We start from the raw sequence: 26845 nt of genomic DNA, 5'->3' as shown, positions 1-26845 counted from the left end.
CATGAGAGCCGATCGCCTGGTGGCGACCCTTCTGTTCCTCCAGGAGCGCGGGCGGGTGACCTCCGCCGAGGTGGCCGCCGAACTGGAGGTGTCCGAGCGCACCGCGCGCCGTGACCTGGAGGCGCTCATGGCCGCCGGCGTCCCCGTGTACTCGCGTCAGGGCCGGGGCGGCGGCTGGACGCTGGTCGGCGGGGCCCGGACGAACCTGACCGGGCTGACCGCCGAGGAGATCCGCTCCCTGTTCGTGCTGCTGGGGCCGGTGTCGGACACACCGCGGATGCGTACGGCACTGCGCAAACTGGTCCGGGCGCTGCCCTCGACGCTGCGGACGGACGCCGAGGCCGCGTCCCGGGTGGGCCTGGACGACGGCACGGACTGGGCGCGCGCCGCGGAGGGCGGTCCGCACCTGGCCGACCTGGAGCGGGCGGTGCTGGACCGGGCCCGGCTGCGGCTGGGGTACGCCTCCCCGGGCGGGGCGGCGCGCGTGCGCGCGGTGGACCCGCTGGGGCTGGTGTCCAAGGCGGGCGCCCGCTACCTCGTGGCGGACACCGACGGGGGGCTGCGCACCTTCCGGGTCTCCCGCGTCACCTCGGTCGAGCGGACCGGGGAGGCCTTCGAGCCCCCCGCCGGGTTCGACCTCGCCGCCGCCTGGCGCGGGCTGGCCAGGCCGATGGAGGAGCGCATGGCGGCGGCGACCGTCCGGGGCCGGGCCGCGCCGGGGACGGCCGCCCTGCTGGACCGGCTCCTCGGCGGCCGGCTGCGCCTGGGGGAGCGCGACGGCGACGGGTGGACGCGGTTCGAGGCCGACGGCCCCTCGCCCGAGGTGGTGGCGGCGCAGCTGGCCGGGCTGGGCGCCCGGGTGGAGGTCCTGGCCCCGGAGGCGGCCCGGCGGCGGCTCGCGGAGCTGGCCGCGGAGCTCGCCGGGCTCTACGGGGCTCCCTGAGGCACCGGGTCCTCCTCGTGCCAGAGCTCGCGGCGGCCGCGCTGCGCCTCCAGGGCGATCCGCCCGAAGGGCTCCGCGCGCCAGTCGCCGCCGGCGTCCAGGTGGTTGGCGTAGAGGACCTCTCCCTCGCGGGAGAGGACGTAGAGGGAGTCCACGAGCCGGTGGGTCTCCAGGAACTCGACCGTGTTGGGCACGCCCTGGTAGAAGCGGTCGTGCAGGTGCTCGGGCAGCCAGCGGCCGAACCCCTGCTGTTCGCGGGAGCGGCGGTAGCGGTCCGCGAGCGCGAACCCGCTGGCGGAGGCGTGGACGGCCAGGAACGCGACCTCCACCCGGTAGCCCGCCCCGCGGAAGCCCCGCACCCATTCGGCCGCCCAGTCGGCGCGCCCCAGCGGGTGGCTGCACAGCACGTCCGCCCGCCCGGAGCGGATGTGCTCCATGGCGGGGGCGTGCAGCACCCCGACCTGCGCGGCGACCGTGTGCGAGGCCGCCCGGTCGTCGCGGCGCATCGCCCTCTCGTAGTCCGGGGACAGCCGCATCAGGTCGTCGCCGTCGTAGCTCACGGTGCCCTCGGGCAGCACCGGCAGCAGCAGCCGCTGGAGGGTGGACTTGCCCGATCCCGGCTGGCCGCCGAACAGCAGCAGCCGCGGGTGCTCGCGGGCCTTCCCGGTGAGGCGGTCGCGCAGCCCCAGGTCGAAGAGGTCGGCGGCGTCGGCCCCGGAGAGCGGGCGCACCTCGTCGCCGGTGTCCGGGACCGGGTCGGCGCGCAGCCCGGCCAGGGTCCGGGCGAGCTCGTCGGCGGTGCGTTCGAGCTCGTCCGGGGAGAGGAAGGGCAGCCGGGCCTCCCGCGCCAGCAGGTCGGCGGCCCGGTCGCGCAGGCCCCGGGCCGTGCAGGCGCCGATGGCGGCGCTGAACAGGTTGTAGGCGCGTTCCCGGGCCAGCCGCAGGTCCGCGGTCTGCGGGGGGACGCCTCCCGTGGGGCTCTCCGCGAGGAGGGGAGAGGCCGTGGAGGCCGTGCGGGGCTCCGCGGCCGGGGCCGCCGCCCCGGGTTCGAGCGCCCCGGGGGCCGGGGTCGTGTCCGTCGCCATGTCGTCACCCTTCCGGGGCCCGTGGCGGCCCCGCTACCGCTGACACAGGGTGATCGTAGTGCGTCCCCGCGGAGCCGGTGGGCGGTTTCGGCGGCCGGTACCGGACGCCGTGCGGCCCCGGGAGACCCGTGCGCCTCAGGGGACGCACGGATCCCGGGAACCTCACGGACCCGTGTCCTCGGGATCCGTGTCCTCAGGGGGCCGCGGGCCGGGCGGCGGGGGGTGTCCGCCCGGACCGCGGGATCAGGTCGCCGAGCAGGTCACCTCGGGCACCGTGTTGGCGCCCGTGCGGGATCCGGTGAACCCGAACTCGGCGGTGGCGCCCTGCCCGAGGGCGCCTCCCCACTCCGGGTTCAGCGCGGTGACCGCGCCCCCGGAGGAGGTCACCCGGGCGTTCCACGCCTGGGTGACGGTCTGGCCGTCGGCGAACTCCCACTCGACCCGCCAGCCGTCCACCGGCACGTGCGCGGTGACGGTGACGGTCGCCTGGAACCCGCTGCCCCAGTCGTTGTCGACGCGGTAGGCCGCGGTGCAGTCGCCGTCGGCGGGCGGCTCGGAGGGCTCGCCCGAGGGCACCTCGGTCGGCCCCTCGGTGGGCTCCTCCGAGGGCTCTCCGGCGTTGAGGGCCATCTCGTAGGCGAGGTCGGGGACGAACGACCCGGCGGGCCCGGCGCAGCCGTCGGCCTCGCCGGGGAGCTTGACCCACAGGAACGCGTCGATGGCCGGGTCGCCGGTGTCCGTGGTGCTCGGGGTGCCCAGTGCGCGCCCCGGCGGGTCGCACCACTCGTCGTCGGGGGCGGGGCCGTTGCCGTTGCGGCTGGTGTCGATCACGGCGCCCAGCCCCGGCACCCCGGTGGCGGCGATGACGGACCTGGCGAAGGCGGCCTCGTCCTCGGTGCGCCGGTAGTTGGAGGTGTTGGTGGAGATCCCGTCCGCGCTGCCGGCGACGTCGGCCCCGTTGAGCAGCTCGGCGGCCCGGGACGGGGTGAGCCAGTCCGAGTGGCCGATGTCGAAGTAGACCCGGGCCTGGGAGGACCCGGCCTTGAGCGCCCTGCCGGCGTAGGCCATGGAGTCCAGCAGCGCCTGCGTGTCCTCCGGCTCGCTGCACCCGCTCACCAGGGGCAGGGCGTCGGGTTCGAGGATGATGTAGGCGGGACGGCCGCCGAGCCCGGCGGCGACCTCGTCCACCCACTGGCGGTACGCCTCGTGCGAGGGCGCCCCGCCTCCGCTGTGGTTGCCGCAGTCGCGGCCCGGGATGTTGTAGACGACCATGATGGGCACCTGGCCCACCGCGTCGGCGGCGCCGACCAGCGCGTCCACCTCGCCGCGGACGGTCGCGGGGTTGTGCCGGGTGAACCAGGTCCCCTGGGCGACCGAGGCGATGCGCTCCTCGATGACGGCGGCCCGGGGGTCGGAGGGGTTGTCGGCCGCCCAGCGGGCGGCGGAGGTGTCGGGGTTGACGTAGAAGCCGGTGTCGGCGGCGGCCGGGGCGACGGTTCCGGCCGCGGCGAACGCGACCGCGGCGGCCAGGACCGCGACGGATCCGGCCGCGGCGCCCAGCGCCGCGCGCAAGCGGGTTGTGCGGGACATGTGTGTTCCTCGGACGGCTCGTTCTTCGGATGGTCCCCACCACCTGGGAGCGCTCCCAGTCCGGACGTAACGTAACCCGGGGCCACCGCGCCCGCACAGGGGTGCAACGGCGGCGTTTCCCAATGGTTACCTCGGCCCGCCCCGGCGCCCGCCCGCCCGGCGGCCCGCGGCCCTGGTCCCCGCCCCGTTCCGGCCCGCGCCGCGTCGCCGGCTCCCCGGTCCGCCTACCCTGGGACCCATGTCCGCCTCCACCACACCGCCCGCCGTCATCGACGCCCTGGCCTGGGTCCACGTCCGCGACGGCCGGGTCCTGTGCGTCCGCTCCCGCGGGCGCGACGTCCTCTACTCCCCCGGCGGCAAGCGCGAGCCCGGGGAGACCGACGAGCAGGCCGTGGCCCGCGAGGCCCGCGAGGAGGTCGGCGTCACCCTCGTCCCCGGCACCTTCCGCCTCGTCACCGTCGTCGACGAGGTCGCCCACGACCAGGCGCCCGGCACCCGTGTGCGGATGGCCTGCTACGCCGCCGACCACGAGGGCGAGCCGCGCCCCAGCGCCGAGGTCTCCGAGATCGCCTGGGTCGGCCACGCCGACCGGGGCCGCTGCGCACCCGCGACCCAGCGCCTGATCGAGCGGCTGCACGCCGCCGGGGCGGTGCGCTGAGCAGCGCGTTCGCCGCCGAAAAATGAGTGGCCCCGGCGCCGGGCTCGTGATTACAGTCCGTGTGTGCGCGACCTTCCCCAGCCTCCGGGCGATCCCGACCACCGCTCCGCCGACCGCTTCCTCCTGTGGATGGCGCGGAAGGAGTGGCGGCCACTGCTGTGGGCGGGGGTCCTCGCGAGCGCGTACAGCGCCGGTTCCGTCCTGCTGTCCGCCGTCATCGGCGCGGCACTGGACTCCGGGCTGGACACCCGGTCGGTGCTGTACTGGGCCGGGGTCCTGGCCGCCGTCATCGTCGCCTGCACCGTGTTCATCCCGCTGGGGCACCGGGCCGAATGCTTCAACTGGTACGCCTCCGCCTACCGCACCGTGCAGGTCATCTGCTCGCGGGCGGCCGACCTGGGCCCCACCCTGACGCGGCGGCTGCCCTCCGGCGAGGTCATCGCGGTGGGCACCGAGGACATCGAGCAGATCGGCGACTTCTGGGAGCGGTCGGCGATGCTCGTCGCCTCCCTCGTGTCCATGGTGGTCGTGGCCGTCCTCATGCTCACCTCCCACCTGACCTTCGGGCTCATCGTGCTGGTCGCGGTCCCGCTCATCATGCTCGGCATCGCCCCGGTGCTGCGCCCCCTGGCCCGGCGCCAGGAACACCAGCGCACCCGCAAGGCGGAGCTCACCACCCGGGCCTCCGACCTGGTCGCGGGGCTGCGCGTGCTGCGCGGTGTGGGCGGCGAGCGCACCGTCGGCGAGCGCTACCGGGAGGAGTCCCAGGAGGTGCGGGCCGCCGGGGTGCGGGTGGGCTGGATGGACGCCGCCCTCCAGGCCCTGCGCGAGCTGTACCCGGGACTGCTGCTGGTCGGGATCGTCTGGTACGGCGCACGCCTGGCCCTGAACGGGGAGATCACCGTCGGACAGCTGGTGGCGTTCTACGGGTTCACCACCAACCTGGCGGTGGCCGTCCGCCACCTGATGCAGAGCGTGACCCTGTACATCTCCGCGCGGGTCGCCGCCGGTCGGGTGGCCCGGGTGCTGTCCCTGGCCCACGACCACCCCGACCCGGAGTCGCCCGCCGAGGCGCCGACCGGCCCCTGCGGCCTGCACGACCCGGTCAGCGGGGTACGCGTCCCGGCCGGGCTGCTCACCGCCGTGGTGTGCGCGGACACCGCGGACGCCACCGCGATCTCCGCCCGGCTGGGCCGCTACGCCGAGGGCGGGCACCTGGTGGAGGAGGCCACCGGCCGCTCGGTCCCGCTGTCCGACCTGCCGCTGCGCGAGGTGCGCCGCCGCGTCCTGGTCGCCGCCAACGACGCCCACCTGTTCTCCGGGCCGCTGCGCGACGAGCTTTCGCCCGACGGCGGCCTGTCCGAGGAGCGGCTGGCCGAGGTGGTGCGGGTCGCCGCCGCCGAGGACGTGGTCCGCCAGTCCCCGGACGGATGGGACGCGCTGCTCACCGAGCGCGGCCGCGAGTACTCCGGCGGCCAGCAGCAGCGGCTGCGGCTGGCCCGGGCGCTGGCCCACGACCCCGACGTCCTGGTGCTGGTGGAGCCCGCCTCCGCCGTGGACGCCCACTCCGAGGCCGCCATCGGCGCCCGGCTGGCGGCCGAGCGCTCGGGCCGCACCACGGTGCTGGTCACCACCAGCCCGCTGCTGCTGGACCGCACCGACCACGTACGGTTCGTCCGCGACGGCCGGGTGGTCGCCGAGGGCTCCCACCACGACCTTCTGGCGTCCGAGCCCGGTTACGCCGCCACCGTTCTGCGCACCGTGCTGGAGGAACAGCCGTGATCCCGACCGACGAACGCCGGGGCCTGCTGCCGGTCGCCCCGTCCCCGATGGTGTGGAACCGGCTGTCCGGCCTGCTGCGCAGCCACGGCGGCGTCCTGGCAGCGGTGGTCGGCCTGTACGGGCTGGCGGCGCTGGCGGCGCTGGCCCCGCCGTGGATGCTGGGCCGGATCATCGACGCGGTGCGCGCGTCGGCGGCCCCGGAGCGGATCGACACGATGGCGGTCATCGTGGTCGGCGCCCTGGTCTGCCACGCCGTGCTCACCCTGGTATCGGTGGCGCTGTCCATCCGGTTCGGCGAGGCGGTCCTGGCCGAGCTGCGCGAGGGCTTCGTGCGGGCCGTGCTGCGCCTGCCGCTGGGCACCGTGGAGCGCGCGGGCAGCGGCGACCTGATGGCGCGCACCGGCCGCGACGTCGGCCACCTCAGCCACACGGTGCGCCACTCGATCCCGGTGATGGTGGTGAGCGGGGTGACGGTGGTGGTCATCTTCGGCGCGCTCACCGTGCTGCACCCCGTGCTGCTGCTCGCGTGGCTTCCGTCGGCGGCGATCGTCTGGCTGTCCACCCGCTGGTACGCCCGCCGCGCTCCGGGCGGCTACCTGCGCGAGCTGGACACCTACTCCGAGCTCACCCAGGGGGTGACCGACACCGTCGAGGGGGCGCACACCCTGGAGGCGCTGGGCCGCCAGGACCGCCAGCGGCGGCGCACCGACGAGCGGATCGGTCGCGCCTACCTGGCCGAGCGGTACACGCTGTGGCTGCGCACCGTGTGGTACCCGACCCTGGAGTTCTCCTACCTGCTGCCGACCGCGGTGACGTTCCTGACCGCGGCGTACCTGCACGCCCAGGGGGAGCTGACGGTCGGGCAGATCGCCACGGCGGTGTTCCTGACCGTGCAGGTGGTGCGGCCGGTGGACCTGCTCATCGACCAGGTGGACAGCCTGATGATGGGGTTCACGAGCCTGCGCCGCCTGATCGGCGTGGAGCTGGTCGAGGACTCCGCCGACAGGCCCCCGTCCGACGCCCCGGGGACGCCGGGCACCGTGGAGATCTCCGGGCTGCGCTTCGGCTACACCGGCACCGAGGTCCTGCACGGGGTCGACCTGTCCCTGGCCCCGGGCGAGCGGCTGGCCGTGGTGGGCCCCAGCGGGGCGGGCAAGTCCACGCTGGGCAAGCTCATCGCGGGCATCCACACGCCCGCCTCCGGTGCCGTCCGGGTGGGCGGCGAGGACCTGACGGGGCTCGCCCCGCAGGACCGCCGGGAGAAGGCGATCCTGCTCAGCCAGGAGAGCCACGTGTTCCGCGGGACCGTCGCCGAGAACCTGGCGCTGGCCCTGGACCGCGACGAGGTCGACCACGACGCCCTGTGGCGGGCGCTGGCCGCGGTGGACGCCGACGACTGGGTGCGCTCCCTGCCCGACGGCCTGGACACCAGGGTCGGCTCGGGGCACCTGGCCCTGGACCCGGCCCACGTGCAGCAGCTGGCCCTGGCCCGTGTGGTGCTCGCCGACCCGGAGGTGCTGGTGCTGGACGAGGCGACCTCGCTGATGGACCCGGGCTCGGCCCGCCACCTGGAGCGTTCCCTGGCGGGCGTGCTCGCGGGGCGCACGGTGGTCGCGATCGCCCACCGCCTCCACACCGCCCACGACGCCGACCGCGTCGCGGTGGTCGAGGACGGCCGCATCTCCGAGCTGGGCTCCCACGACGAACTGCTCGCCGCCGGGGGCTCCTACTCCGCCCTCTGGCACGCCTGGCACGGCGACTCCTGACCCGGCCCGGGTCCCGGGAACGGCGGCGGCCGGGCCGCTCCCTGTGGTGCGCCCGGCCGGTCCGGTGCGGGGCGGGCTACTCCTCGAAGTTCTCCAGGGCCTCCAGGGCGGCCTGGGCGATCTCCTCGTCGATGTCGCCGGAGGGCGCGCCGCCCACGCCGATGCCCGCGATCGGGGTCTCGCCCGACAGGACCGGGACGCCGCCCGCGAGGAAGAGGGTGCCCGGCAGGTCCGCGATGGTGGGCCCGTCCCCGGTGGCGTTCTCGGCCAGGGCGCCGGTGGGCTGCCCCATGGCCGCGGAGGTGTAGGCCTTCTGCTCCGCCGACTCCTGGGTCTGCGGGCCGGCGTTGTCGGTCTTGAGGACCAGGCGGGTGGCGCCCGAGCGGTCGACGATCGCGATGGTGACCTGCTGGCCCTGGTCCTGGGCCTCGGCCAGGCCCGCCTCTGCGGCGGCGACCAGGGCGTCGGCGCTCAGGACGTCGCGCTGGGCGACGGCCTGCGGGGCGACCGCCGCGGCGGCGGTGCTCGGCCCGCCCGGGGTGTCGGCGGGCAGCAGGGTGGTGGCGGCGACGCCGCCGACCACGGCCAGGCCCAGCCCGGCGCCGGCGATGGTGGAGATGAGGTGGTTGCGCTTCATGGTGCGACTCCGTTCGTGGATGTCCGTTCCGACGTCCTCCACTCTCGCCGGGAAGGCCCGTCCCGGCGTCGGGCTCCCGGACGAACCGGCGGATGCGAAGGGACGACGCGCCGTGTCATCCGATCGGATGACGGCGGCCGGGGCGCGCGGGGGCACCATGGGAGGGATATGGGGACACGAACGCGCGACGACGGCCTGGGCGGACCGCTGCTCAACGCGGTGATGCACGTCGGCTTCCTGGTACTGCTGGCCGCGTCCGCCGTGCGGCTGCTCATCCGGCACGAACTCGACGAGGGGACCGTGGCCGCCCTGGAGCTGGCCGCCGTGGTCGGCCTGCTGTACTCCGCGGGCGTGCTGCTGTGGAACCGGGCTCCCCGGCCGGTGCTCTTCGGCTGGCTGGCCGGGGTGATCGTGTGCTGGGTCGCGCTGGTGTGGGCCGCCCCGTCGTTCGGGTTCGCCGGAATCCCCCTGCTGTTCGTCGCGCTGCGGCTGCTGCCGGTGGCGGCGGTGGTCGCGGTCGCCGCGGTGCTGACCGCCGCCACCGCGGCGGCCTGGGGCGTGCTGACCGGGTTCGGCGACCCGATGGCGTTCGTGGTGCCGCCCGCGCTGGCGGCGATGGTGGTCGGCACCGTGGTGGAGCTGCGCCGGGAGGGCGACCGCCGCAAGCGGGTCATCGCCGACCTGCTGCGCACCCGGGACGCGCTGGCCGAGTCCCACCGCCGCACCGGGGTGCTGGAGGAGCGGGAGCGGCTGGCGCGGGAGATCCACGACACCGTGGCCCAGGGCCTGTCCAGCACCGGGATGCTGCTGCGCGCCGCCGACCTGTCGTGGGAGTCGGACCCGGAGCGGTCCCGCAACCTGGTGCGCCGGGCCGCCGAGGGGGTGCACGAGAACCTGGCGGAGGCGCGGGCCTTCGTGCAGGGCGGCGCGCCCGCCCCGCTGAGCCGGGGCACGCTGCGCCGGGCGCTGGCGGACCTGTGCCGGTCGCTGTCCGAGGAGACCGGGATCGAGGCCGCCCTGACCTGCGACGGCGAGCTGGACGGCCTGCCGGGCGAGGTGGAGGCCGCGCTGCTGCGGGTCGCCCAGGGGGCTCTGGCCAACGTGCGCGAGCATTCGGGGGCGGACCGGGCGGCGGTGTCCCTGGCCCGGATCGGCGACCGGGTCACCCTGGACGTGCGCGACGACGGGCGCGGGTTCGACCCCGGCGCCCCGGGGCCGGGCGGCGGGCGCGGGTTCGGCCTGGAGGCGGTGCGCGCCCGGGTGGCCGGGCTGGGCGGCGAGGTGACCGTGGAGAGCGCGCCCGGCGAGGGCACCGGGCTGTCGGTCTCGATCCCCGTACGGGAGGACGCGTGAAACTGTTCCTGGTGGACGACCACCCGATCGTGCGGGCGGGGCTGTCCGCCCTGTTCGAGGGCGAGGAGGACATCGAGATCGTCGGCGAGGCCGCCGACGGGACCGACGCGGTGCGCCTGATCGGGCTGCGCTCGCCCGACGTGGTGCTGATGGACCTGCGCCTGGAGGGCGGCCTGGACGGCGTGGCCGTGACCGAGCGGGTGCTGGCGCTGCCCGCCCCTCCGCGGGTGCTGGTGCTCACCACCTACGAGAACGACGGGGACATCATGCGGGCGCTGGACGCGGGCGCCTCCGGGTACCTGCTCAAGGACAGCCCGCCGGAGCGGCTCTTCGAGGCGGTGCGGGCGGCGGCCCGCGGGGAGACGGTGCTGTCGCCGCACGTGGCGGCCCGGCTGGTGCGGCGGGTGCGCGACCCGCGGCCCGCGGTGACCCCGCGCGAGCTGGAGATCCTCCGCCTGCTGGCGAAGGGGGCGGGCAACCGGGAGATCGCCCGGACCCTGTTCGTCACCGAGGCGACGGTCAAGACCCACCTGCAGCGCATCTACGCCAAGCTCGGCGTGGAGACCCGCACCGCGGCGGTGCGCGCGGCGGTCGACCTCTCGCTCATCTCCTGGGACTGACGCCCTCGGGACCGGCTGTTCGGGAACGGGTGCCCGGAAAGCGGAACCGGGCGGCCCCGAGGGGGCCGCCCGGTCGTCGCGGGTTGAGGTCGCGTATCCCGACCCCGAACTCCTGGGGACTAGAAGTCCATGCCGCCCATGCCACCGGTCGGGTCGGCCGCGGGGGCCGCCTTCTCCGGCTTCTCGGCGATGACGGCCTCGGTGGTCAGGAACAGACCGGCGATGGAGGCCGCGTTCTGCAGAGCGGAACGGGTGACCTTGGTCGGGTCGATGACGCCGTCCTTGAACAGGTCGGTGTACTCACCGGTGGCGGCGTTGAGGCCGAACCCGGGCTCCAGGTTGCGGACCTTGTCCGCCACGACGCCGCCCTCGAGGCCGGCGTTCACGGCGATCTGCTTCAGCGGCTCGGCGATGGCGCGGCGGACGATGTCGGCACCGATGGCCTCGTCGCCCTCCAGCTCCAGCTTCTCGAACGCCGGGACGCTGGCCTGCAGCAGCGCCACACCACCGCCGGGGAGGATGCCCTCCTCGACCGCGGCCTTGGCGTTGCGGACGGCGTCCTCGATGCGGTGCTTGCGCTCCTTGAGCTCCACCTCGGTGGCGGCACCGGCCTTGATGACCGCGACGCCGCCGGCCAGGCGGGCGAGGCGCTCCTGGAGCTTCTCGCGGTCGTAGTCGGAGTCGGTGCGCTCGATCTCGTTGCGGATCTCGTTGACGCGACCGGCGATGGCGGTGGCGTCGCCGGCACCGTCGACGATGGTGGTCTCGTCCTTGGTGACGACGATCTTGCGGGCGCGGCCGAGCATGTCGAGCTCGGTGTTCTCCAGCTTGAGGCCGACCTCCTCGGTGATGACCTGGCCGCCGGTCAGCACGGCGATGTCGCCGAGCTGGGCCTTGCGGCGGTCACCGAAGCCCGGGGCCTTGACGGCGACGGACTTGAAGGTGCCGCGGATCTTGTTGACGACCAGGGTCTGCAGCGCGCCCTGCTCGACGTCCTCCGCGATGACGACCAGCGGACGGCCGGCCTGGAGCACCTTCTCCACGATGGGGAGGAACTCGTTGTTGTTGGAGATCTTCTGGTTCGCGATGAGGATGTACGGGTCCTCCAGGACCGTCTCCATGCGCTCCAGGTCGGTGGCGAAGTAGGGCGAGATGTAGCCCTTGTCGAAGCGCATGCCCTCGGCGAGCTCCAGCTCGAGCCCGAAGGTCTGCCCCTCCTCGACGGTGATGACGCCTTCCTTGCCGACCTTGTCCATCGCCTCGGCGATGGTCTCGCCGATCTGGGTGTCGCCGGCGGAGATGGAGGCGGTGGAGGCGATCTGCTCCTTGGTCTCGATCTCCTTGGAGAGGTTGCCCAGCTCCTCGCTGATGCGGGAGACGGCGGCCTCGATGCCCCGCTTGAGGCTGATCGGGTTGGCGCCGGCGGCGACGTTGCGCAGGCCCTCGCGCACGAGCGCCTGGGCCAGGACGGTGGCGGTGGTGGTGCCGTCACCCGCGACGTCGTCGGTCTTCTTGGCGACCTCCTTGACCAGCTCGGCCCCGATCTTCTCCCACGGGTCCTCGAGCTCGATCTCCTTGGCGATGGAGACACCATCGTTGGTGATGGTGGGGGCGCCCCACTTCTTCTCCAGGACGACGTTGCGGCCCTTGGGGCCGAGCGTCACCTTGACGGCGTCCGCAAGCTGGTTCATGCCGCGCTCGAGGCCGCGACGGGCCTCCTCGTCGAACGCGATCAGTTTGGCTGCCATTGAGTTCTTGTCCTCCCGTGACCGGGCTGATACGCGGTGGGACGAGGCGTGCGCCCGCGACGGACGACCGCGGATCCGCCGGCGACCCTGTTGCCGGCGGCCGCGGTCTCGCAGCCTCGATCCGGTTTAGCACTCAGTCGGGGCGAGTGCTAACCAGATCCCTTTTTAGCACTCGGCATGGGAGAGTGCAAACGATGCGGTCACGATTCCACCACCTCTTCGACACGCGTTCACCTGCGCAAACCCCCCATGTGACGGGTTTTTCCGCTCGCGGCAGACGAGACCGGCCGAGCGCGGGCGGGGGTCAGGCGGAGATCCGGCGCATCGCCCGCGACCCCAGTCCCAGGACCAGCAGGGTGGTCGCCAGGGCCACCGCCCAGCCGATGCCCACGGCCGCGTTCCACTCGCCCGCGAACAGCGCCCGCTCCGCGTCCACCACGTAGGCGACGGGGTTGGCCCGGGACAGCGCGTACAGCCAGTCCGGCGCCAGGTCCATCGGCAGCAGCACGCCCGACAGCAGCATCAGCGGCATCACGGCGGTCTGCACGATGGGCGCGAACACGTAGGTCTGCCGGACCTTGAGGGCGACCAGGTACGACAGCGACGACAGGCCGACGCCCAGCACGATGAGCAGCAGCAGGCCGGCGGCGAAGCCGGCCACCGGGAGGCGGAACCCGAACGGCACGACCAGGACGACGATGAGCGCCATCTGCAGCGCCATGACGGCCACGTCGCGCAGCACCCGCCCCAGCAGCAGGGCCACCCGGGAGGCCGGGGTCGCCATCAGGCGCTCGTGCGCCCCCGAGGAGATCTCCGGCAGCAGCCCGAACCCGGCGAAGCCCGCGGTGAACAGGGCGAGCATGACCAGCAGCCCCGGCACGAACCACTGCCAGGGGTTCTCCCCCTGGGCCCCGGCCAGCCCGGTGAGCAGCGGCGCGAACAGCACCAGGTACAGGACCGGCTGGAGCATGCCGAACAGCAGGAAGGCCGGCCGGTGCAGCAGCGGGCGGAACTGGCGGACGAACATCAGCCAGGTGTCCCTGGCCAGGGACGAGGGCCGCGCGGCGGCGGTGCCGTACGTGTCGGCGGCGGTGTCGGCTGTCGTGGTCTCGGTGGTCACGGGTTCTCCTCCCGCAGGCTGCGGCCGGTGAGGGTCAGGAAGACGTCGTCGAGGGTGGGGCGCTGCACCCGCACGGTGGTCAGGGCGATCCCGGAGCCGTCCAGGGAGCGCAGCAGCTCGGGCAGGACGGCGTCGCCGCGCTCGATCCGCAGCCGCACCCCGGCCTCGCGGCCGGGGACGACCTCGACCTCCCGGGCGGTGGGCAGCTTCTCCGCGATCGCGGCGCCGGCGGCCGCGGCCTCCGCGTCGGCGACGGTGAAGGTGACGAGGTCGCCGGAGACCCCGCCCTTGAGCTCGTCGGCGGTGCCGTCGGCGATGACCCGCCCGTGGTCGATGACCAGGACCCGCTCGGCCGCCTCGTCTGCCTCGTCGAGGTAGTGGGTGGTCAGGACGATGGTGGTGCCGAACTCCGCCCGCAGGCGGGCGATGTGGTCCCACAGGTTGGCGCGGCTGTGCGGGTCCAGGCCGGTGGACGGCTCGTCGAGGAACAGCAGCGGCGGCCGGTGGATGAGCCCCATCGCGATGTCGAGGCGGCGCCGCTGCCCGCCGGACAGCTTGGTGACCTCCCGGTCCGCGGCCCCCGACAGTTCGAGCATGTCGAGCAGCTCGGCGGTGCGCGCCCCGGCCGTCGCCCGGTCCAGCCCGTAGAGCAGGCCCTGGGTGTAGAGCTCCTCCCCGGCGCGCTGGTCCTCGCCCGCGCCGTGGCCCTGGCCGACAAACCCGATGCGGCGCCGCACCTCGGCCGGCTCGGCGCGCACGTCGCGCCCGGCGACCACTGCGGTGCCGGAGGTGGGTTCGAGCAGGGTGGTGAGCATGCGCAGGGTGGTGGACTTGCCCGCGCCGTTGGGACCGAGCAGGGCGACGAGTTCGCCTGCGGCGACGTCGATGTCGATGCCCCGGACCGCCTCGACGGTCTCCCTGCCGACGCGGAAGTGCTTGGTGAGATCCCGGGTACGGATCATCCGCGACTCCTTATTCAAAGTTGAATATGGAGAGTCTGCCCCACCTCCGCTTCATATTCAAGTTTTAATACGAGGGCGTGCGGGCACCGGCTCCGCTCCGCGCGCCTACCCGCGCGGGGCCCCCGCGGGCGGCAGGCCGAAGGCCTGCGGTCCGTCGTCGGCCATGGTGTAGCGCCCCTCCTCCAGTTCGCGGATGAGCCTTCGGGTCCACTCGACGGCCGCCCCCACGGTCAGCTCCCACAGGGTGAAGAGCGGGCGCACGTGCTCGGGCTTGTCCCACTCCTCGGTGCTCAGCCGGGCGATCTCCAGCGCCTGGGCGCTGCTCTTCTCCAGGTCGGCGATCCGGCTCCGGAGCAGTTCGACCACCTCGGCCCGCGGCAGCGCCGTCATCAGGGTGACCCCGGCGCACAGCAGCGCGTGGTCGTCGCCGGCGTGGGAGAGCGCCTTGCGCAGCAGCCGGTGGAACTCGGCCTCGCCCTCCCCGGTGATCTCGTAGGAGACGCGCTCCACCACATCGTCGCCCTCGGCCTCCACCTCCCGCAGCCTGCCCTCCGCGGTGAGCTTGCGCAGCGCGTGGTAGATGGACCCCCACTTGACGTTGGCCCACTCCGAGGCGCCCCAGTCCATCAGCTCGCGGCCGACCCGATACCCGTGGGCGCGCCCCGAGATGCGCACCACACCCAGCACCAACAACCGCGTCGCCGACATCGCCGCCTCATCCGGAGCTCCCCGGGGACCGCCCCCGGTGGGACTCCAGGTTACGGCCCGTGTCCGCGCGCCCTCGGCCGCCGCCGGGGGCCGGGTGTCGGGCGCGCGGCACCCGGCCCGGCCGCAGCCGTCACAGGGCCTGGAAGTAGCGGGAGACCGGCAGCTCGGTCAGGCCCGCCTTCTCGTAGGTGCGCCGGGCCGGGGCGTGCCCCTCGTCCCCGCCGGTCTCGACGACGGCCATGCCCATGCCCTGGCCGCGGATCCAGTCCACCGCGTGCCGGGTGAGCGCCTCCCCCACCCCGGCCCGCTGGTGGCCGGGGTGCACGGCCAGCAGAGTGACCTCGCCGGTGTCGTCCTTGGGCCGGATCACCACGGCGTAGAACCCGGCGACCGCGCCGTCCCGGACGGCCACCCGCACGGTGGTGTCCGCGTCGTCGAGCGCGCCGCCGACCTCCGTCCGCTGGCTCTCCCGCCAATCCGGGATCATCCGGTCGTAGATGCGCCCGCCCAGCACCCGCCGCAGCGACGCGTGCACCGGCTCCCAGGCCCGCAGCGACAGCTCCAGCACCGCTTCGCGGTCGCCGTCCCGGAAATCCCTGATCTCGATACCCATACCGGAACCGTACTCAGCCGCTCCGCGCCCGGACAAAGGCTTTACCGCCCCCCGCGGTGGGCCCGGGGCGGCCGCGGCGGCGCGGGAACGAGGGCGGCCCCGCGTCCGGTGGACGCGGGGCCGGGGAGCCGCCGGCCTCGTGGGCCGGCGGGGTTCGGGGGGTCGTGCGGTACGGGGGCCGTCAGCAGCCGCCCGCGACCGCCGGGATGATCGAGACCTGCGCACCCTCGGCGACCTCGGTCTGCAGCCCCTGGGCGAAGCGCACGTCCTCGTCGCCGACGTACACGTTCACGAAGCGCCGCACCTTCCCGTTCTCGTCGAGGATGCGCGCCCGGATGCCCGGGTGGTTGGCCTCCAGGTCGTCGAGGATCTCGGCGAGGGTACCGCCCTGCGCGGTGACCTCCGCGGCGTCGTCGGTGTAGGTGCGCAGGATGGTGGGCACGCGAACGCTGGCGCTCATGGCGTCCTTCTTCCGTGGTGGTGGTCGTGGAGGGAGTGGGCCCCGGGGCGTGGCGCCGCCCCGGGGAGCGGGGTCAGGCCAGTCCGGCCTCGGCGAACGCCTTCAGGGACGGCTTGATGGTGGCCGTCACCCCGGCGCTCACGGCGTTCAGGGTCTTGAGCCCGTCACCGGTGTTGAGGACGACGGTCTCGGCCCCGGGGTCGAGCCGCCCCTCGCGGACCAGCTTGCGCAGCACGCCGGTGGTGACGCCGCCCGCGGTCTCGGCGAAGATCCCCTCGGTCCGGGCCAGCAGCGAGATCGCCTCGACGACCTCGTCGTCCCCCACGTGCTCCACCGAGCCGCCGGTGCGGCGGGCGATGTCGAGCACGTAGGGGCCGTCCGCCGGGTTGCCGATGGCCAGCGACTTGGCGATGGTGTCGGGCTTGACCGGCTGGATGACGTCCAGGCCCTTGTCCCACGCCTGCGCCACCGGGGAGCAGCCGGTGGCCTGCGCGCCGAAGACCTTGTACGGCCGGTCCTCGACCAGCCCCAGCTTGATCAGCTCCTGGAAGCCCTTGTCGATCTTGGTGAGCTGGGAGCCGGAGGCGATCGGGATGACGATCTGCTCGGGCAGCCGCCAGCCGAGCTGCTCGGCGATCTCGTAGGCCAGCGTCTTGGAGCCCTCGCCGTAGTAGGGGCGCAGGTTGACGTTGACGAAGCCCCAGCCCTCGCCCGCCGGGTCCCCGATGAGCTCGGAGCAGAACCGGTTGACGTCGTCGTAGTTGCCGTCGATGGCCACGACCTGGCCGCCGTAGACCGCGGCCATGACGACCTTGGCCTCCTCCAGCCCGGCGGGGATGAACACGCAGGACTGGAACCCCGCGCGGGCCGCCGCGGCGCCGACGGCGCCCGCCAGGTTGCCGGTAGAGGAGCAGGAGAGCGTGGTGAAGCCGAAGTTGCGGGCCGCCTCGACGGCGATGGCCACCACCCGGTCCTTGAAGGAGTGGGTGGGGTTGCCGGAGTCGTCCTTGATGTGCAGGGAGGCCAGGCCCAGTTCGGCGGCGAGGCGGTCGGCCTTGACCAGGGGGGTGAGGCCGGGGTTCATGTTGGGCAGCTCGGCCACGTTCTCCGGGACCGGGAGCAGGTGCCGGTAGCGCCAGATGTTGGCGGGGCCGCTCTCGATGTCGGCCCGGGTGACGGCGCCGAAGTCGTAGGCCACTTCCAGCGGGCCGAAGCAGAACTCGCAGGCGAACCGGGGGGTGAGGTCGTAGCGCTCACCGCATTCGCGACAGGACAGCGCGGCGGCGGGGCCGAAGGCGCGGACGGAGGTGGGTTCGGTGGCGGCAATCGCCATGGCGAGGCGTCTCCCCTCATCTTCCCTGGCGGACACCTTGTCCCCAGGCCGGAGTTGGCACCTGTCCCGGCCGCCTCGCGTGTCCGCGAGCGATGTACGCCGAGATGGTTGCCGGGGCTTCGCAGGGCCGGTCCCTCCACCCCTCTGGATGAGCAATATGAAGTTGTCGTGGTGTGGCCGCCGGCTCCTCCCGGAACCGGCAAGGTCACTGTAACGGACGTGTCGGCCGGTTTTCCACGGGGCGTGATCCGGGTAACACGAACCGACTCACATGGTGAGACGGCACAGGTCGGGGGCGGCCGCGCGCGTGTGCCCTGTTTCCACCGCGTGACATCGTGCGCCCGTGACCTGGGGCGGGTTTGGGGCGTACGCCGACCGGCGAGACCTAGGGTGCGCCCTCCGCCCTCCGTCCCTTCCGCACCGGGTCGGCACCGGCCACGGGGGCCGTTTCCGTATCCTGCGCTCGACCGGATCCCGCGCACCCGAGAGGACGAGACCACGTGGACAAGGCACAGATCCTCATCGCCTCCAACCGAGGACCGGTGTCCTTCTCGATCAACGAGGACGGCTCCCTGGAACACCGCCGCGGCGGCGGCGGCCTGGTCTCCGGCATGATCTCGGTGGCCACCGAGATCGACAGCATCTGGGTGTGCGCCGCCCTGTCCGAGGGGGACCGGCGGGCCGCAGCCGAGGCCCCGGGGGCCCGTCTGGACCGCGACCACGACCTGGGCGGCATGCGTGTGCACATGCTGGACATCCCCGAGGAGACCTTCCAGGGGGCCTACACCGGGGTCGCGAACTCGACGCTGTGGTTCCTCCAGCACATGATGTACGACACCCCGAACAAGCCGTCCTTCGGCTCGGGGTTCCGGCGGCGGTGGGAGGACTACACCGCCTACAACAACGCCTTCGCCGAGGCGCTGGTGGCGGGTGCCGCGGACAACGCCCGGGTGGCGGTGCAGGACTACCACCTGGCGCTGGTGCCGCGCATCCTGCGGGCCCGCCGTCCCGATCTGCGCATCGCGCACTTCTCGCACACCCCGTGGGCCCCGCCGGAGTACTTCCGGATGCTGCCCGACGACATCGCCCGGGAGCTGCTGTCGGGGATGCTCGGCGCCGACCGGCTGGGCTTCCTCAGCCCGCGCTGGGCCGATGCCTTCCTGCGCTGCTGCGCGGAGATCCTGCGCGCGGACGTGGACTTCCGCAACCGGACCGTGGAGTACGGCGGCCGGGTGGTCGGGGTGGGCGTGCACGCGCTGGGCGCCGACGAGGAGGGGCTGCGCGAGAGCGCCGCCGATCCGCTGGTGGCGGTCCGCCGGGAGACCCTGGAGGAGCTGGTCGGGGACACCAGGCTCATCGTCCGGGTGGACCGGACCGAGCTGTCCAAGAACATCGTGCGGGGCCTGGAGGCGTACCGCGAGCTGCTGCACGCGCACCCCGAATGGCGCGGGCGGGTGACCCACCTGGCGTTCGCCTACCCGAGCCGCGGCGACGTGCCCGAGTACCGTGAGTACACCGACACGGTGCTGCGGGTGGCCAAGGAGATCAACGAGGAGTTCGCGACGGCCGACTGGACGCCGCTGGTCCTGGAGGTCAACGACGACTACCCGCGTTCGCTGGCCTCGTTCCAGCTGGCCGACGTGCTGCTGGTGAACCCCATCCGGGACGGCATGAACCTGGTCGCCAAGGAGGGCCCGGTGCTGTCGGAGCGGGACTCGGTGCTGGTGCTGTCGCGGGAGGCGGGGGCCGCCGACGAGCTGGGCGGGGACGCCCTGACCGTCAACCCCTACGACACCGTGGAGACGGCGGAGGCGCTGCACCGGGCGCTGTCGATGCCCGCGGCCGAGCGCCGGGCCCGGCGGGAGCGCCTGGCGGAGGCGGCGGTGGCGCTGCCGCCGCGCCGGTGGTTCCAGGACCAGCTGCGCTCCCTGGGCTGATCCCTGGCCCCGGCCCGGGGCCCGCTCCTCCCCCCGGCGGAACCCCACCGCCGGGGGAGCCGGCTCCCCTGCACGGGGGAGGGGCGCGGCCGCGCCGTGCGCGATGCTGGGCCCATGGACATCCGGACCCCGCACCCCTCCACCGCCCGGCCACCGCACCACACCGCCCGTTGGGCGGTGGCCGCGGCGCTGTGGTCCCTGCTCTACGTCGCTTCCAAGGTCCAGTACGCCCTGGCCGGCCGGCTGGGGGTGACCGGCGGCCCCGCGGTCCCGGCCGACTCCTACGCCGGGTTCGGCCCCGGCGGGGTGGCCGCCGCCCAGTGGGCCAACGCCGGGGTCGGGCTGGCCGTGGCCCTGCTCTTCCTCCTGGCGGCCCTGCCCGTCGCCCGTCGGGTGCCCCGGTGGCTGTCCCTGCCGCCGCTGGGGGCGGTGGCGCTCATGGCGCTGGCGGGAGCGGTCGGCATGGTCTACCGGGACCTGGCCGAGGGGTCCGGCGGTACCGTCTTCGGCCTGTACTGCCTGGTGTGGGCGGCCCTGTCCGCGAAGGTGCTGGTGGGCCTGGCCCGGGCCCGCGGCTGAGCGGCCCCGGTCAGTCCTCGGGCAGCGGCGCCCCGGCCTCCGCGAGGATCTCGCGCACCACCGCGCTCTTGGCGTCGGCGTAGTCCTGGATCCTCTCCCAGGTGCGTTCGGCCAGCTCCCGCTTGACCCTGACGTAGCGTTCGCGGGCCCCGGGGTTCGCGATGAGGTGGTCGCGGAACCGGCGCATCCGCTCGATCTCCTCGCAGCCCTCGCTGAAGACGTGCAGGTTGAGGTTGACGTCGGGGCCCTTGAACACGCGGTGCTCGTACCAGTCGGGTTCGCGGATGACCAGTGTGTACCCCGCCCTGGCGAGGTCGGGGAGGTAGGAGTCCTCGTCCGCGGAGTCCGCGACGACCAGCAGCAGGTCGACGCAGGCCTTGGCGGGCAGGCCGGGGACCGCGGTGGAGCCCACGTGCTCGAAGAGCAGGACGCGGTCGCCGAGGATGCCGCGCACCCGGTCGGCCTCGCGCTCGAACAGGTAGGGCCACTTGGGGTCGTAGTCCAGGATGTGGACCCGACCGTTGATGAGGTTGCGGTGCTGGGGGGCCGGATCGATCCGCGTTTCCCCGCGGGAGGGCAACGGTGATGCTTCGAGGGGAGACATTCCACAAAGATTTCTCCGTTGACCCGCCCGCGTCAAGAGCATCCGGCGTCGCTTACATATGCACGTGTATTCGTAACACCACCAAGGGACGAATCGCCACGGAGAGCAACACCGCAGATACACATGGAGAGAATTCGTGCTCCTTTTTCTTCGGATTCTCCCTTTTGCGCGTATCTTTCCTTCCGAAACCCCTCACTCCGGCGAAGAGACCACCAGGACCAGGGATCCGACCAGCTCGGGCAGTGCGCGCAGCCGCCCGTGCCGCCGGTCCCAGGTGCCGTCGGCGAGGTCGCGGGACAGGTGTTCGACGAAACGCCGCTCGACCTCCTCCCCCACGAAACTCCAGGCCGAGCAGGACAGCCGCGCCCCCTCGTCCAGCAGCCGCTCCGGGCGGCCGTAGTACGCCTCGTTGAATCCGTCGGAGCAGTCCAGGGGAATGGGCACGGGAATGGTCCGCACGTTCCCGCCCAGCCCTTCCGCCAGGGACTTCGGGGACGGGTAGCGGCGGGCCTCGGTGTCCAGGACCTCGGGCGCGTACTCGTACAGCCAGAAGTCGCGCACCAGGCCGGGGTCGCAGGTGAGGACCGCGACCGGTCCGGCGGTCACCCGCCGCAGCTCGGCCAGGCCGGCGGGGAGGTCGCCCCACTGGTGGACGCTGAAGGTCGTCATCGCGGCGTCGAACGCGCCGTCGGCGAACGGCAGGTCCTCGGCGACCGCGTCCACCGCCGCGGGCAGGTGGGCCGGCCGCGCCGCGCGCATCGACGCCGAGGGCTCCACGGGGGTCACCTCGCGGTCGGCGGGCTCGTAGGAGCCCGCCCCGGCGCCGACGTTGAGAACGGTCCGGGCGCCGCCCAGGGCCTCGTGCACGATCCGCGCGATCCGGGGTTCGGGAACCCGGTGGTCGGTGTAGGAGCGGGAGATCACGGCGTAGTCGGCGTCACCGGCACTGCCGTCGGACATGCGTGGCACGGTCCCTCCAGGGGTCGCGGGAATCCGGCCCCCTGTATAGCCCGTCGCGGCCCCGCCCGCCACCGCTCCCCCGGCGCGGCCGCGCCCGCCCGGTGCCGGACGGTTCCCGCCGCCCGGCGCCCGGGCGCGGTCAGCCCTTGCGGCGGCGGCCGCCCTTCTTCCGGCGGGAGGCGGGCGGCGCCTCGGCGGCGCGCTGCTCGGCGATCTCCGCCTCCTCCAGGGCGCGTTCGGCCTTGACCCCGTAGGGGTCGGCGGAGGAGCGGCGCACCCACACCACGACCAGCGCCACACCCAGCACCAGGACCAGGCCGACCAGCGCGAACCACACCCACACCGGCACCGCGGGGCCCTCGTCGGCCCGGTCGGCCAGCTCCTCGTCGAAGAGCGGGACGTCCTGGGCGGTCCCGGAGGCCAGCGCCTCGGCGCCGGTCAGGTGCAGGCTCGGCAGCCCGTCCGGCCCCTGCTGACCGCCCTCCACCAGTGCCTCGCGGATCTGCTCGGGGCGCAGCTGCGGGTGGGCCGAGCGCAGCAGCGCGGCGGCCCCGGCGGCCATCGCCGCCGCGTACTCGGTGCCGGTGACCTGGACCTGCCCCATGTCGGGCCCGGCCGTCTCCAGGTCGGCGCCGGGTGCGACCAGCTCGATCGCCCCGGCGTCGGGCGATCCGGGGATCAGCTCGGCGTTCTCGTCCATCCCGCCGACGGCCAGCACGTTGGGGTCGGCCGGGTTGTCGGCCGGGCCGACCACCAGGACCCCGGCGGCGACGGCGTCGCGGGTGGCCCCGGTGAGGTCGGTCCCGTCGGGGATCTCGGGCAGCAGGACGACCTGCGCCCCGGCGTCGACCGCGTGGCGCACCGCGCCGGCCAGCCGGTCCCCGGTGGGGAGGACCAGCAGCCCGGCGTCGGGGGCCACGCCCAGCACGCCGCCGTCGGCGTCCATCCCGTGCCCGTGGCCCGCCACCAAAGCGGCCGCGGCGGTGCCCGTATCGGCGTCGCCGTCGTTGCCGCCGAACTCCTCGTCGACGGTCAGGTTGTCGACCAGGTCCGGGTGGTCGGCGTGGACGGAGGCCCCGGGCAGGGCCACGGTGATGCCCTGGCCCTGTGTTTCCGGCCACAATTCCTGGGCGTTGATCGACTGGAGTCCCCATTGTTCGGGGCGGAAATCGGGGACCCCGTCGGCCGCCGCGGGGGCGGCGGCCAGACCGAGGACGACGGTCGCGGCGATGGCGACGATCCCGGTGTGTTCCCTGTGACGGCTGATGCCCCCGAGCACGACAGGCTCCCTAATGTTGCTCCCCTGTACCACCGTAATTCTGTCATGAGCACAGGTTTCCGGCGTGGACAAGTGGCCGCGGGGGTAGGAAAGGTAACTGTATCCCCGCTGCCAGTCCTGGGTTTTCCGCTCCGCATCCGGCATGTCGAGTCGCTAGCATGAGTCGGGCCGATCCGGACAAACCAATTTCCCGCCCAGGGGGTGTCCCATGCCGAATATCGGTCGGACCGAAGACGGTCAGTCGGCACTGGCCGAACGCGATCAGCGCATCCTGGCCTTCGAGCGCCAGTGGTGGAAGTTCGAGGGCTCCAAGGAGCAGGCGATCCGCGACGAGTTCGGGTTCTCCGCCACGCGGTACTACCAGTTGCTGAACGGGCTGGTCGACCGCCCCGAGGCGCTGGCCTTCGACCCCATGACGGTCAAGCGGCTGCGCCGGGTGCGCGCCGACCGCCAGCGCCAACGCAACGCGCGGCGGCTGGGCATCCGACTCTGAGGCCCCTTTTCGGTCGCTCTCTGCCCGAAGAACCACGGACGCGACCGCAGGTCCGAAACCAGACAACAAGGCGGGTGCGCACCCTCAGGTGCGCACCCGCCTCTCTCATCCCACACGAATCCCCATCGTGCACCGGCACCGGTGAACGGCGGCCGAACACGGCACGGACATCGGACGCCGGTTCCGCGACGTCCTCGGACTCCCCCTGTCCGTCCCGGGTAGGTTGGAGGCGCCGCCCGTCCGGAAAGGTCCGCCATGCAGCCGCCCGAACCGAGCACGGCCGAGGGGCGCACCGCGCTCGACGCCCTGCTGACCGACCCCGCCAAGGCCCTGGTCGCCTTCGACTTCGACGGGACCCTGGCCCCCATCGTCGACGACCCGCGCACCTCCGCCCCCCAGCCGGGGATCGTGGAACTGCTCGCGGAGCTGGCCGGGCGGCTGGGCACGGTCGCGGTCGTCACCGGGCGCCCGGCCGCCACCGCCGTCGGCCTGGGCGGGCTGGACCGCGTCCCGGGCATCATCGTGCTGGGCCACTACGGCGCCGAACGCTGGGCGGACGGCCGCGTACTGGCCGCCGACCCGCCGCCGGGGGTGGCCCTGGTCCGCGCCGAACTGCCCGGCCTGATCGACTCCCTCCACGCGCCCGAGGGCACCTGGATCGAGGACAAGGGCCGCTCGCTGGCGGTGCACACCCGCCGCACCGCCGAACCGGACGCCGCGCTGGCGCTGCTCGCCCCGCACCTGTCCGCGCTGGCGGAGCGGGCCGGGCTCCGGGTGGAGCCCGGCCGCATGGTCATCGAACTGCGCCCCGCGGGCGTGGACAAGGGCGCGGCCCTGTCCGCGCTGGTGGCCGAGCGTGCCGCCGGCTCCGTCCTGTACGCGGGCGACGACCTGGGCGACCTGCCCGCCTTCGACGCCGTGGCGCGGCTGCGCGCGGACGGGCTCCCCGGGCTGACCGTCTGCGCGGCCTCCAGCGAGGCCGCCAGGGTCGTCGAGGCCGCCGACCTGGTGGTGCCGGGCCCGGCCGGACTGGCGGAGTTCCTCGGGTCGCTCGCCCGGGCCCTGGCCCGGCCCTGAAGCGGGGCCGCACCGCGCACCGGATGGCCGCCCCGGCCTACGGGGTGGAGTCGTGCGCCTGCGGCGACACCGCCGACCGGGCCGCCGAGCGCAGGTCCGCCAGGCCCGTGCGGGCGCGGCCGTAGTAGACCGCGTTGGTCAGCACTCCCACGTACCTGCTGGTCTCGGGGTGCATGAACAGGCTCGTCCCGGTGAACCCGTTGTGGTAGACCACCCCCTCCAGGGTCACCAGCCACCCCAGCCCGCGCCACAGCCGCTGCCCAGCGTCCACGTGGGGCCGCCAGCTCTCCCGCACGAACGGCGAGGGCACCGGCCCGTCCCCGCCCTCGTGGATGCGCAGCAGCTCCCGGGCGAAAGCGCCCAGGTCGATGGCGGTCGTGAACGCGCCCGCGTGACCGGCCACCCCGCCCATCAGCGCCGCCGCCTCGTCGTGCACCACACCCCAGGCGGGGGCGGCGCCGGGCAGCCGGCGCTCGGTGGGCGCCACCCCGGGCGAGCGCGCCAGCGGTCCGAACGCCGTGGACCGCATGCCCAGCTCGTCCCACAGGTCCGCGGCCAGCCGGTCCAGCCCCGTCCCGTACAGCCGCTCCAGCACCAGGCCGAGCAGGATGAACCCCCGGTCGATGTACCGGTACCCGGGCTCCTCCAGCGGATCGGCCAGGATCGCCTCGGCCAGGTCCTGGTCGGTGCCCACGTACCTCTCCAGCCAGGTCACCTGGTTGAGGCGGCTGGTGTGGGTGAGGATCTGCCGGGTGGTGACGGCCGCTCCTGGCAGCCCGTCCGCGAGGAGGTATTCGGACATCGGGGCGTCCAGATCCAGCATTCCCTCGACGACCGCCTGGCCGACCAGCGGCCACGTCGCCATCACCTTCGTCAGGCTCGCGACGTCGTAGGCGACGTCGGGGGCGGTGTCGTTGTCCTCGTCGATCCGGCCGACCGCGACGAACTCCCACATGCCCCCGGTGCCGATGACGGCGGCGCCGCCGGGCAGCCAGCCCGCGTCCACCATCACCTTCAGGACACCGCGTATCCGCGCCCCCGTCTCGGTGAGCCAGTCTCCGTCACGCACCACACGCCTCCCCCCGATGTTCTCCACTCACTCCCGCGGATACCCCGTTATCTGCTCGTTGTCACACCGTTCCGGACTCCGCGCAGGACGAAACCCTCGCAGGTCAGGGCCGTAATCAGGGCCTTGCTCCCGGGCGGAGTAGTCTGGCGCCCACGACCCCGAGGAGGACGATTGAGCAGCAAGACCCCCGTTCCCGCCGGTTTCCGCGGTGTCGCCGGGAACATCGGGATCAAGGACCCCAACGACGACTTCTTCGCGGTGGTGTCCGAGGTGCCCGCGCACGTGTCGGCCGTTTTCACGCGGTCCCGGTTCGCGGGGCCCAGCGTGGTGCTCAGCCGTCGCGCGGCGGCCGACGGGCGGGCGCGGGGCGTCACGGTGATCGCCCGCAACGCCAACGTGGCCACCGGGGGCGTGGGCGAGGAGAACGCGCGCGAGCTCCAGGAGCGGGTGGCGGCGGCGGCCGGGGTGCCGGCCGACGAGATCCTGGTGGCGTCCACCGGCGTGATCGGCCGCCCGTACCCGATGGAGAAGGTCCGCGCCCACCTGGACGGGCTGCCCGAGGAGTTCCCGCCCGCCGACCTGGACCGGGCGGCGGCGGCGATGATGACCACCGACACCCACCCCAAGATCGCCTCGGCGCGGGTGGGGAACGCGACCCTGACCGGGATCGCCAAGGGCGTGGGCATGATCGAGCCGGACATGGCGACGATGCTGGCGTGGTTCTTCACCGACGCCGAGATCGAGCGGCCGGTGCTGGACGAGGTGTTCCGCCGGGTGGTGGACCGCACCTTCAACGCCCTGAGCATCGACAGCGACACCTCCACCAGCGACTCCGCGGCGCTGTTCGCCAACGGCCTGGCGGGGCCGGTGGACCTCGCCGACTTCGAGGCGGCGCTGTTCGAGGTGGCCCTGCGGCTGGTCCGGATGATCGCCTCCGACGGCGAGGGGGCGAGCAAGCTGTTGGAGGTGCGGGTGACCGGGGCCCGCGACGACGCGCAGGCCAAGCGGGTCGCCAAGGCGGTCGTCAACTCGCCCCTGGTCAAGACGGCCGTGCACGGCGCCGACCCCAACTGGGGCCGGGTGGCGATGGCCGTCGGCAAGTGCTCGGACGAGACCGACATCCTGCCGGAGAACACCCGCATCCTCTTCGGCGACGTGGAGACCTACCCCGCGGAGTCGACCGACGAGGTGCTGGCGCGGGCGGCCGAGCACATGAAGGGCGACGAGGTGGTGATCTCGGTGGACCTGGGGATCGCCGGGGGCGGGTTCACCGCCTACGGCTGCGACCTGACGGAGGGGTACATCCGCATCAACGCGGACTACACCACCTGATCAGGCCCGGGAAAGGGGAGGGGCGGGGGCGGGGGGGCCCCCCCCCCCCCCCCCCCCCCCGGGGGGCCCGGCCCGGGCGGGCACACGTGGTCGACGGGGGGCCCCAGGGGGGACAACCAACGCCCCGCCCGCCAGAA

25 protein-coding genes and 1 riboswitch are annotated in these 26845 nt (G+C 73.9%); of the genes, 11 read left to right on the top strand and 14 right to left on the bottom strand.

Annotation, left to right across the window (positions count from 1 at the left end):
- Position 1: 1 nt before the first annotated feature.
- Positions 2–943 carry a helix-turn-helix transcriptional regulator gene (locus tag ACFVNO_RS01015; RefSeq protein WP_378888243.1) on the top strand — a complete coding sequence of 314 codons (942 nt, stop codon included), beginning with the start codon at positions 2–4 and terminating at the stop codon, positions 941–943.
- Here ACFVNO_RS01015 and ACFVNO_RS01010 read toward each other — a convergent pair.
- Both ACFVNO_RS01010 and ACFVNO_RS01005 read right to left on the bottom strand, forming a co-directional pair.
- Positions 928–2028 (bottom strand): zeta toxin family protein, encoded by a 1101-nt coding sequence (locus tag ACFVNO_RS01010; protein ID WP_355263873.1) that lies wholly within the window; start codon positions 2026–2028, stop codon positions 928–930. The genes ACFVNO_RS01015 and ACFVNO_RS01010 overlap by 16 nt on opposite strands.
- A gap of 243 nt (positions 2029–2271) precedes the next feature.
- A complete protein-coding gene (locus ACFVNO_RS01005; RefSeq protein ID WP_355263876.1) occupies positions 2272–3618 on the bottom strand; it encodes a glycoside hydrolase family 6 protein in 1347 nt (448 codons plus the stop codon).
- 238 nt (positions 3619–3856) lie between these two features.
- On the opposite strand from ACFVNO_RS01005, the gene ACFVNO_RS01000 reads away from it, so the two are divergent.
- The 3 genes from ACFVNO_RS01000 to ACFVNO_RS00990 all read left to right on the top strand — a co-directional run bounded on the left by ACFVNO_RS01000 (position 3857) and on the right by ACFVNO_RS00990 (position 7824).
- Entirely contained in the window at positions 3857–4276 is a 420-nt protein-coding gene (locus tag ACFVNO_RS01000; RefSeq protein WP_355263879.1) for an NUDIX domain-containing protein, read from the top strand.
- Positions 4277–4339: 63 nt separating this feature from the next.
- On the top strand, positions 4340–6058 hold the full coding sequence (locus ACFVNO_RS00995; RefSeq protein ID WP_378888238.1) for an ABC transporter ATP-binding protein: 1719 nt from the start codon (positions 4340–4342) through the stop codon (positions 6056–6058).
- A 47-nt stretch (positions 6059–6105) separates the two neighbouring features.
- Entirely contained in the window at positions 6106–7824 is a 1719-nt protein-coding gene (locus tag ACFVNO_RS00990; protein ID WP_378889163.1) for an ABC transporter ATP-binding protein, read from the top strand.
- 76 nt (positions 7825–7900) lie between these two features.
- On the opposite strand, the gene ACFVNO_RS00985 is transcribed toward ACFVNO_RS00990, so the two are convergent.
- Positions 7901–8461 carry a heme-binding protein gene (locus ACFVNO_RS00985; RefSeq protein ID WP_220564691.1) on the bottom strand — a complete coding sequence of 187 codons (561 nt, stop codon included), beginning with the start codon at positions 8459–8461 and terminating at the stop codon, positions 7901–7903.
- Between the two features lie 168 nt (positions 8462–8629).
- Here ACFVNO_RS00985 and ACFVNO_RS00980 point away from each other — a divergent pair, with 168 nt between their 5' ends.
- Both ACFVNO_RS00980 and ACFVNO_RS00975 read left to right on the top strand, forming a co-directional pair.
- On the top strand, positions 8630–9814 hold the full coding sequence (locus ACFVNO_RS00980; RefSeq protein WP_355263888.1) for a sensor histidine kinase: 1185 nt from the start codon (positions 8630–8632) through the stop codon (positions 9812–9814).
- Complete coding sequence (locus tag ACFVNO_RS00975) at positions 9811–10434, top strand: response regulator transcription factor (RefSeq protein WP_355263891.1); 624 nt, start codon at positions 9811–9813, stop codon at positions 10432–10434. Before ACFVNO_RS00980 ends, ACFVNO_RS00975 begins: the two co-directional genes overlap by 4 nt.
- 119 nt (positions 10435–10553) lie before the next feature.
- Here ACFVNO_RS00975 and groL read toward each other — a convergent pair whose 3' ends face one another.
- The 7 genes from groL to thrC all read right to left on the bottom strand — a co-directional run bounded on the left by groL (position 10554) and on the right by thrC (position 17378).
- Positions 10554–12182, bottom strand: coding sequence for a chaperonin GroEL (groL, locus tag ACFVNO_RS00970; RefSeq protein WP_220564689.1), 1629 nt, complete (start codon positions 12180–12182; stop codon positions 10554–10556).
- Positions 12183–12486: 304 nt separating this feature from the next.
- Positions 12487–13302: an ABC transporter permease gene (locus ACFVNO_RS00965; protein ID WP_378888232.1), complete on the bottom strand. Its 816-nt coding sequence runs from the start codon at positions 13300–13302 to the stop codon at positions 12487–12489.
- Positions 13299–14264, bottom strand: coding sequence for an ATP-binding cassette domain-containing protein (locus ACFVNO_RS00960; protein WP_355263894.1), 966 nt, complete (start codon positions 14262–14264; stop codon positions 13299–13301). Before ACFVNO_RS00960 ends, ACFVNO_RS00965 begins: the two co-directional genes overlap by 4 nt.
- A 105-nt stretch (positions 14265–14369) precedes the next feature.
- Positions 14370–14972 carry a PadR family transcriptional regulator gene (locus tag ACFVNO_RS00955; RefSeq protein ID WP_355263897.1) on the bottom strand — a complete coding sequence of 201 codons (603 nt, stop codon included), beginning with the start codon at positions 14970–14972 and terminating at the stop codon, positions 14370–14372.
- 130 nt (positions 14973–15102) lie between these two features.
- On the bottom strand, positions 15103–15585 hold the full coding sequence (locus tag ACFVNO_RS00950; RefSeq protein WP_355263900.1) for a GNAT family N-acetyltransferase: 483 nt from the start codon (positions 15583–15585) through the stop codon (positions 15103–15105).
- Between the two features lie 181 nt (positions 15586–15766).
- A complete protein-coding gene (locus tag ACFVNO_RS00945) occupies positions 15767–16045 on the bottom strand; it encodes a ubiquitin-like small modifier protein 1 (protein ID WP_220564685.1) in 279 nt (92 codons plus the stop codon).
- Between the two features lie 73 nt (positions 16046–16118).
- Complete coding sequence (thrC, locus tag ACFVNO_RS00940) at positions 16119–17378, bottom strand: threonine synthase (protein ID WP_355263903.1); 1260 nt, start codon at positions 17376–17378, stop codon at positions 16119–16121.
- Between the two features lie 13 nt (positions 17379–17391).
- Positions 17392–17533, bottom strand: a riboswitch (SAM riboswitch).
- A gap of 345 nt (positions 17534–17878) precedes the next feature.
- On the opposite strand from thrC, the gene ACFVNO_RS00935 reads away from it, so the two are divergent.
- Together ACFVNO_RS00935 and ACFVNO_RS00930 are read left to right on the top strand one after the other, a co-directional pair.
- Positions 17879–19315 carry a trehalose-6-phosphate synthase gene (locus ACFVNO_RS00935; RefSeq protein ID WP_355263906.1) on the top strand — a complete coding sequence of 479 codons (1437 nt, stop codon included), beginning with the start codon at positions 17879–17881 and terminating at the stop codon, positions 19313–19315.
- A 114-nt stretch (positions 19316–19429) separates the two neighbouring features.
- Positions 19430–19894, top strand: coding sequence for a hypothetical protein (locus ACFVNO_RS00930; RefSeq protein ID WP_355263909.1), 465 nt, complete (start codon positions 19430–19432; stop codon positions 19892–19894).
- A 10-nt stretch (positions 19895–19904) separates the two neighbouring features.
- Here ACFVNO_RS00930 and ACFVNO_RS00925 read toward each other — a convergent pair whose 3' ends face one another.
- The 3 genes from ACFVNO_RS00925 to ACFVNO_RS00915 all read right to left on the bottom strand — a co-directional run bounded on the left by ACFVNO_RS00925 (position 19905) and on the right by ACFVNO_RS00915 (position 22737).
- Entirely contained in the window at positions 19905–20498 is a 594-nt protein-coding gene (locus ACFVNO_RS00925) for a GrpB family protein (protein ID WP_220564681.1), read from the bottom strand.
- Positions 20499–20690: 192 nt separating this feature from the next.
- Positions 20691–21467, bottom strand: a complete 777-nt coding sequence (locus tag ACFVNO_RS00920; RefSeq protein WP_220564680.1) for a class I SAM-dependent methyltransferase — start codon at positions 21465–21467, stop codon at positions 20691–20693.
- 130 nt (positions 21468–21597) lie between these two features.
- Positions 21598–22737, bottom strand: coding sequence for a S8 family serine peptidase (locus tag ACFVNO_RS00915; RefSeq protein WP_255647021.1), 1140 nt, complete (start codon positions 22735–22737; stop codon positions 21598–21600).
- Positions 22738–22945: 208 nt separating this feature from the next.
- On the opposite strand from ACFVNO_RS00915, the gene ACFVNO_RS00910 reads away from it, so the two are divergent.
- A complete protein-coding gene (locus ACFVNO_RS00910) occupies positions 22946–23230 on the top strand; it encodes a DUF3263 domain-containing protein (RefSeq protein ID WP_220564678.1) in 285 nt (94 codons plus the stop codon).
- Positions 23231–23485: 255 nt separating this feature from the next.
- The gene (gene otsB, locus ACFVNO_RS00905; protein WP_355263917.1) at positions 23486–24307 is read left to right on the top strand and encodes a trehalose-phosphatase; all 822 of its coding nucleotides are present in this window, start codon (positions 23486–23488) and stop codon (positions 24305–24307) included.
- A 37-nt stretch (positions 24308–24344) separates the two neighbouring features.
- Here otsB and ACFVNO_RS00900 read toward each other — a convergent pair whose 3' ends face one another.
- Positions 24345–25376 carry a serine hydrolase domain-containing protein gene (locus ACFVNO_RS00900; protein WP_378888220.1) on the bottom strand — a complete coding sequence of 344 codons (1032 nt, stop codon included), beginning with the start codon at positions 25374–25376 and terminating at the stop codon, positions 24345–24347.
- A gap of 171 nt (positions 25377–25547) precedes the next feature.
- On the opposite strand from ACFVNO_RS00900, the gene argJ reads away from it, so the two are divergent.
- Positions 25548–26708, top strand: a complete 1161-nt coding sequence (gene argJ / locus ACFVNO_RS00895) for a bifunctional glutamate N-acetyltransferase/amino-acid acetyltransferase ArgJ (RefSeq protein ID WP_355263923.1) — start codon at positions 25548–25550, stop codon at positions 26706–26708.
- Positions 26709–26845: the final 137 nt, after the last annotated feature.

The sequence above is a fragment of the Nocardiopsis sp. NPDC057823 genome (assembly GCF_042797335.1).
Classification (GTDB): domain Bacteria; phylum Actinomycetota; class Actinomycetes; order Streptosporangiales; family Streptosporangiaceae; genus Nocardiopsis; species Nocardiopsis changdeensis.
This window is presented reverse-complemented; position numbering and strand designations above follow the sequence as displayed.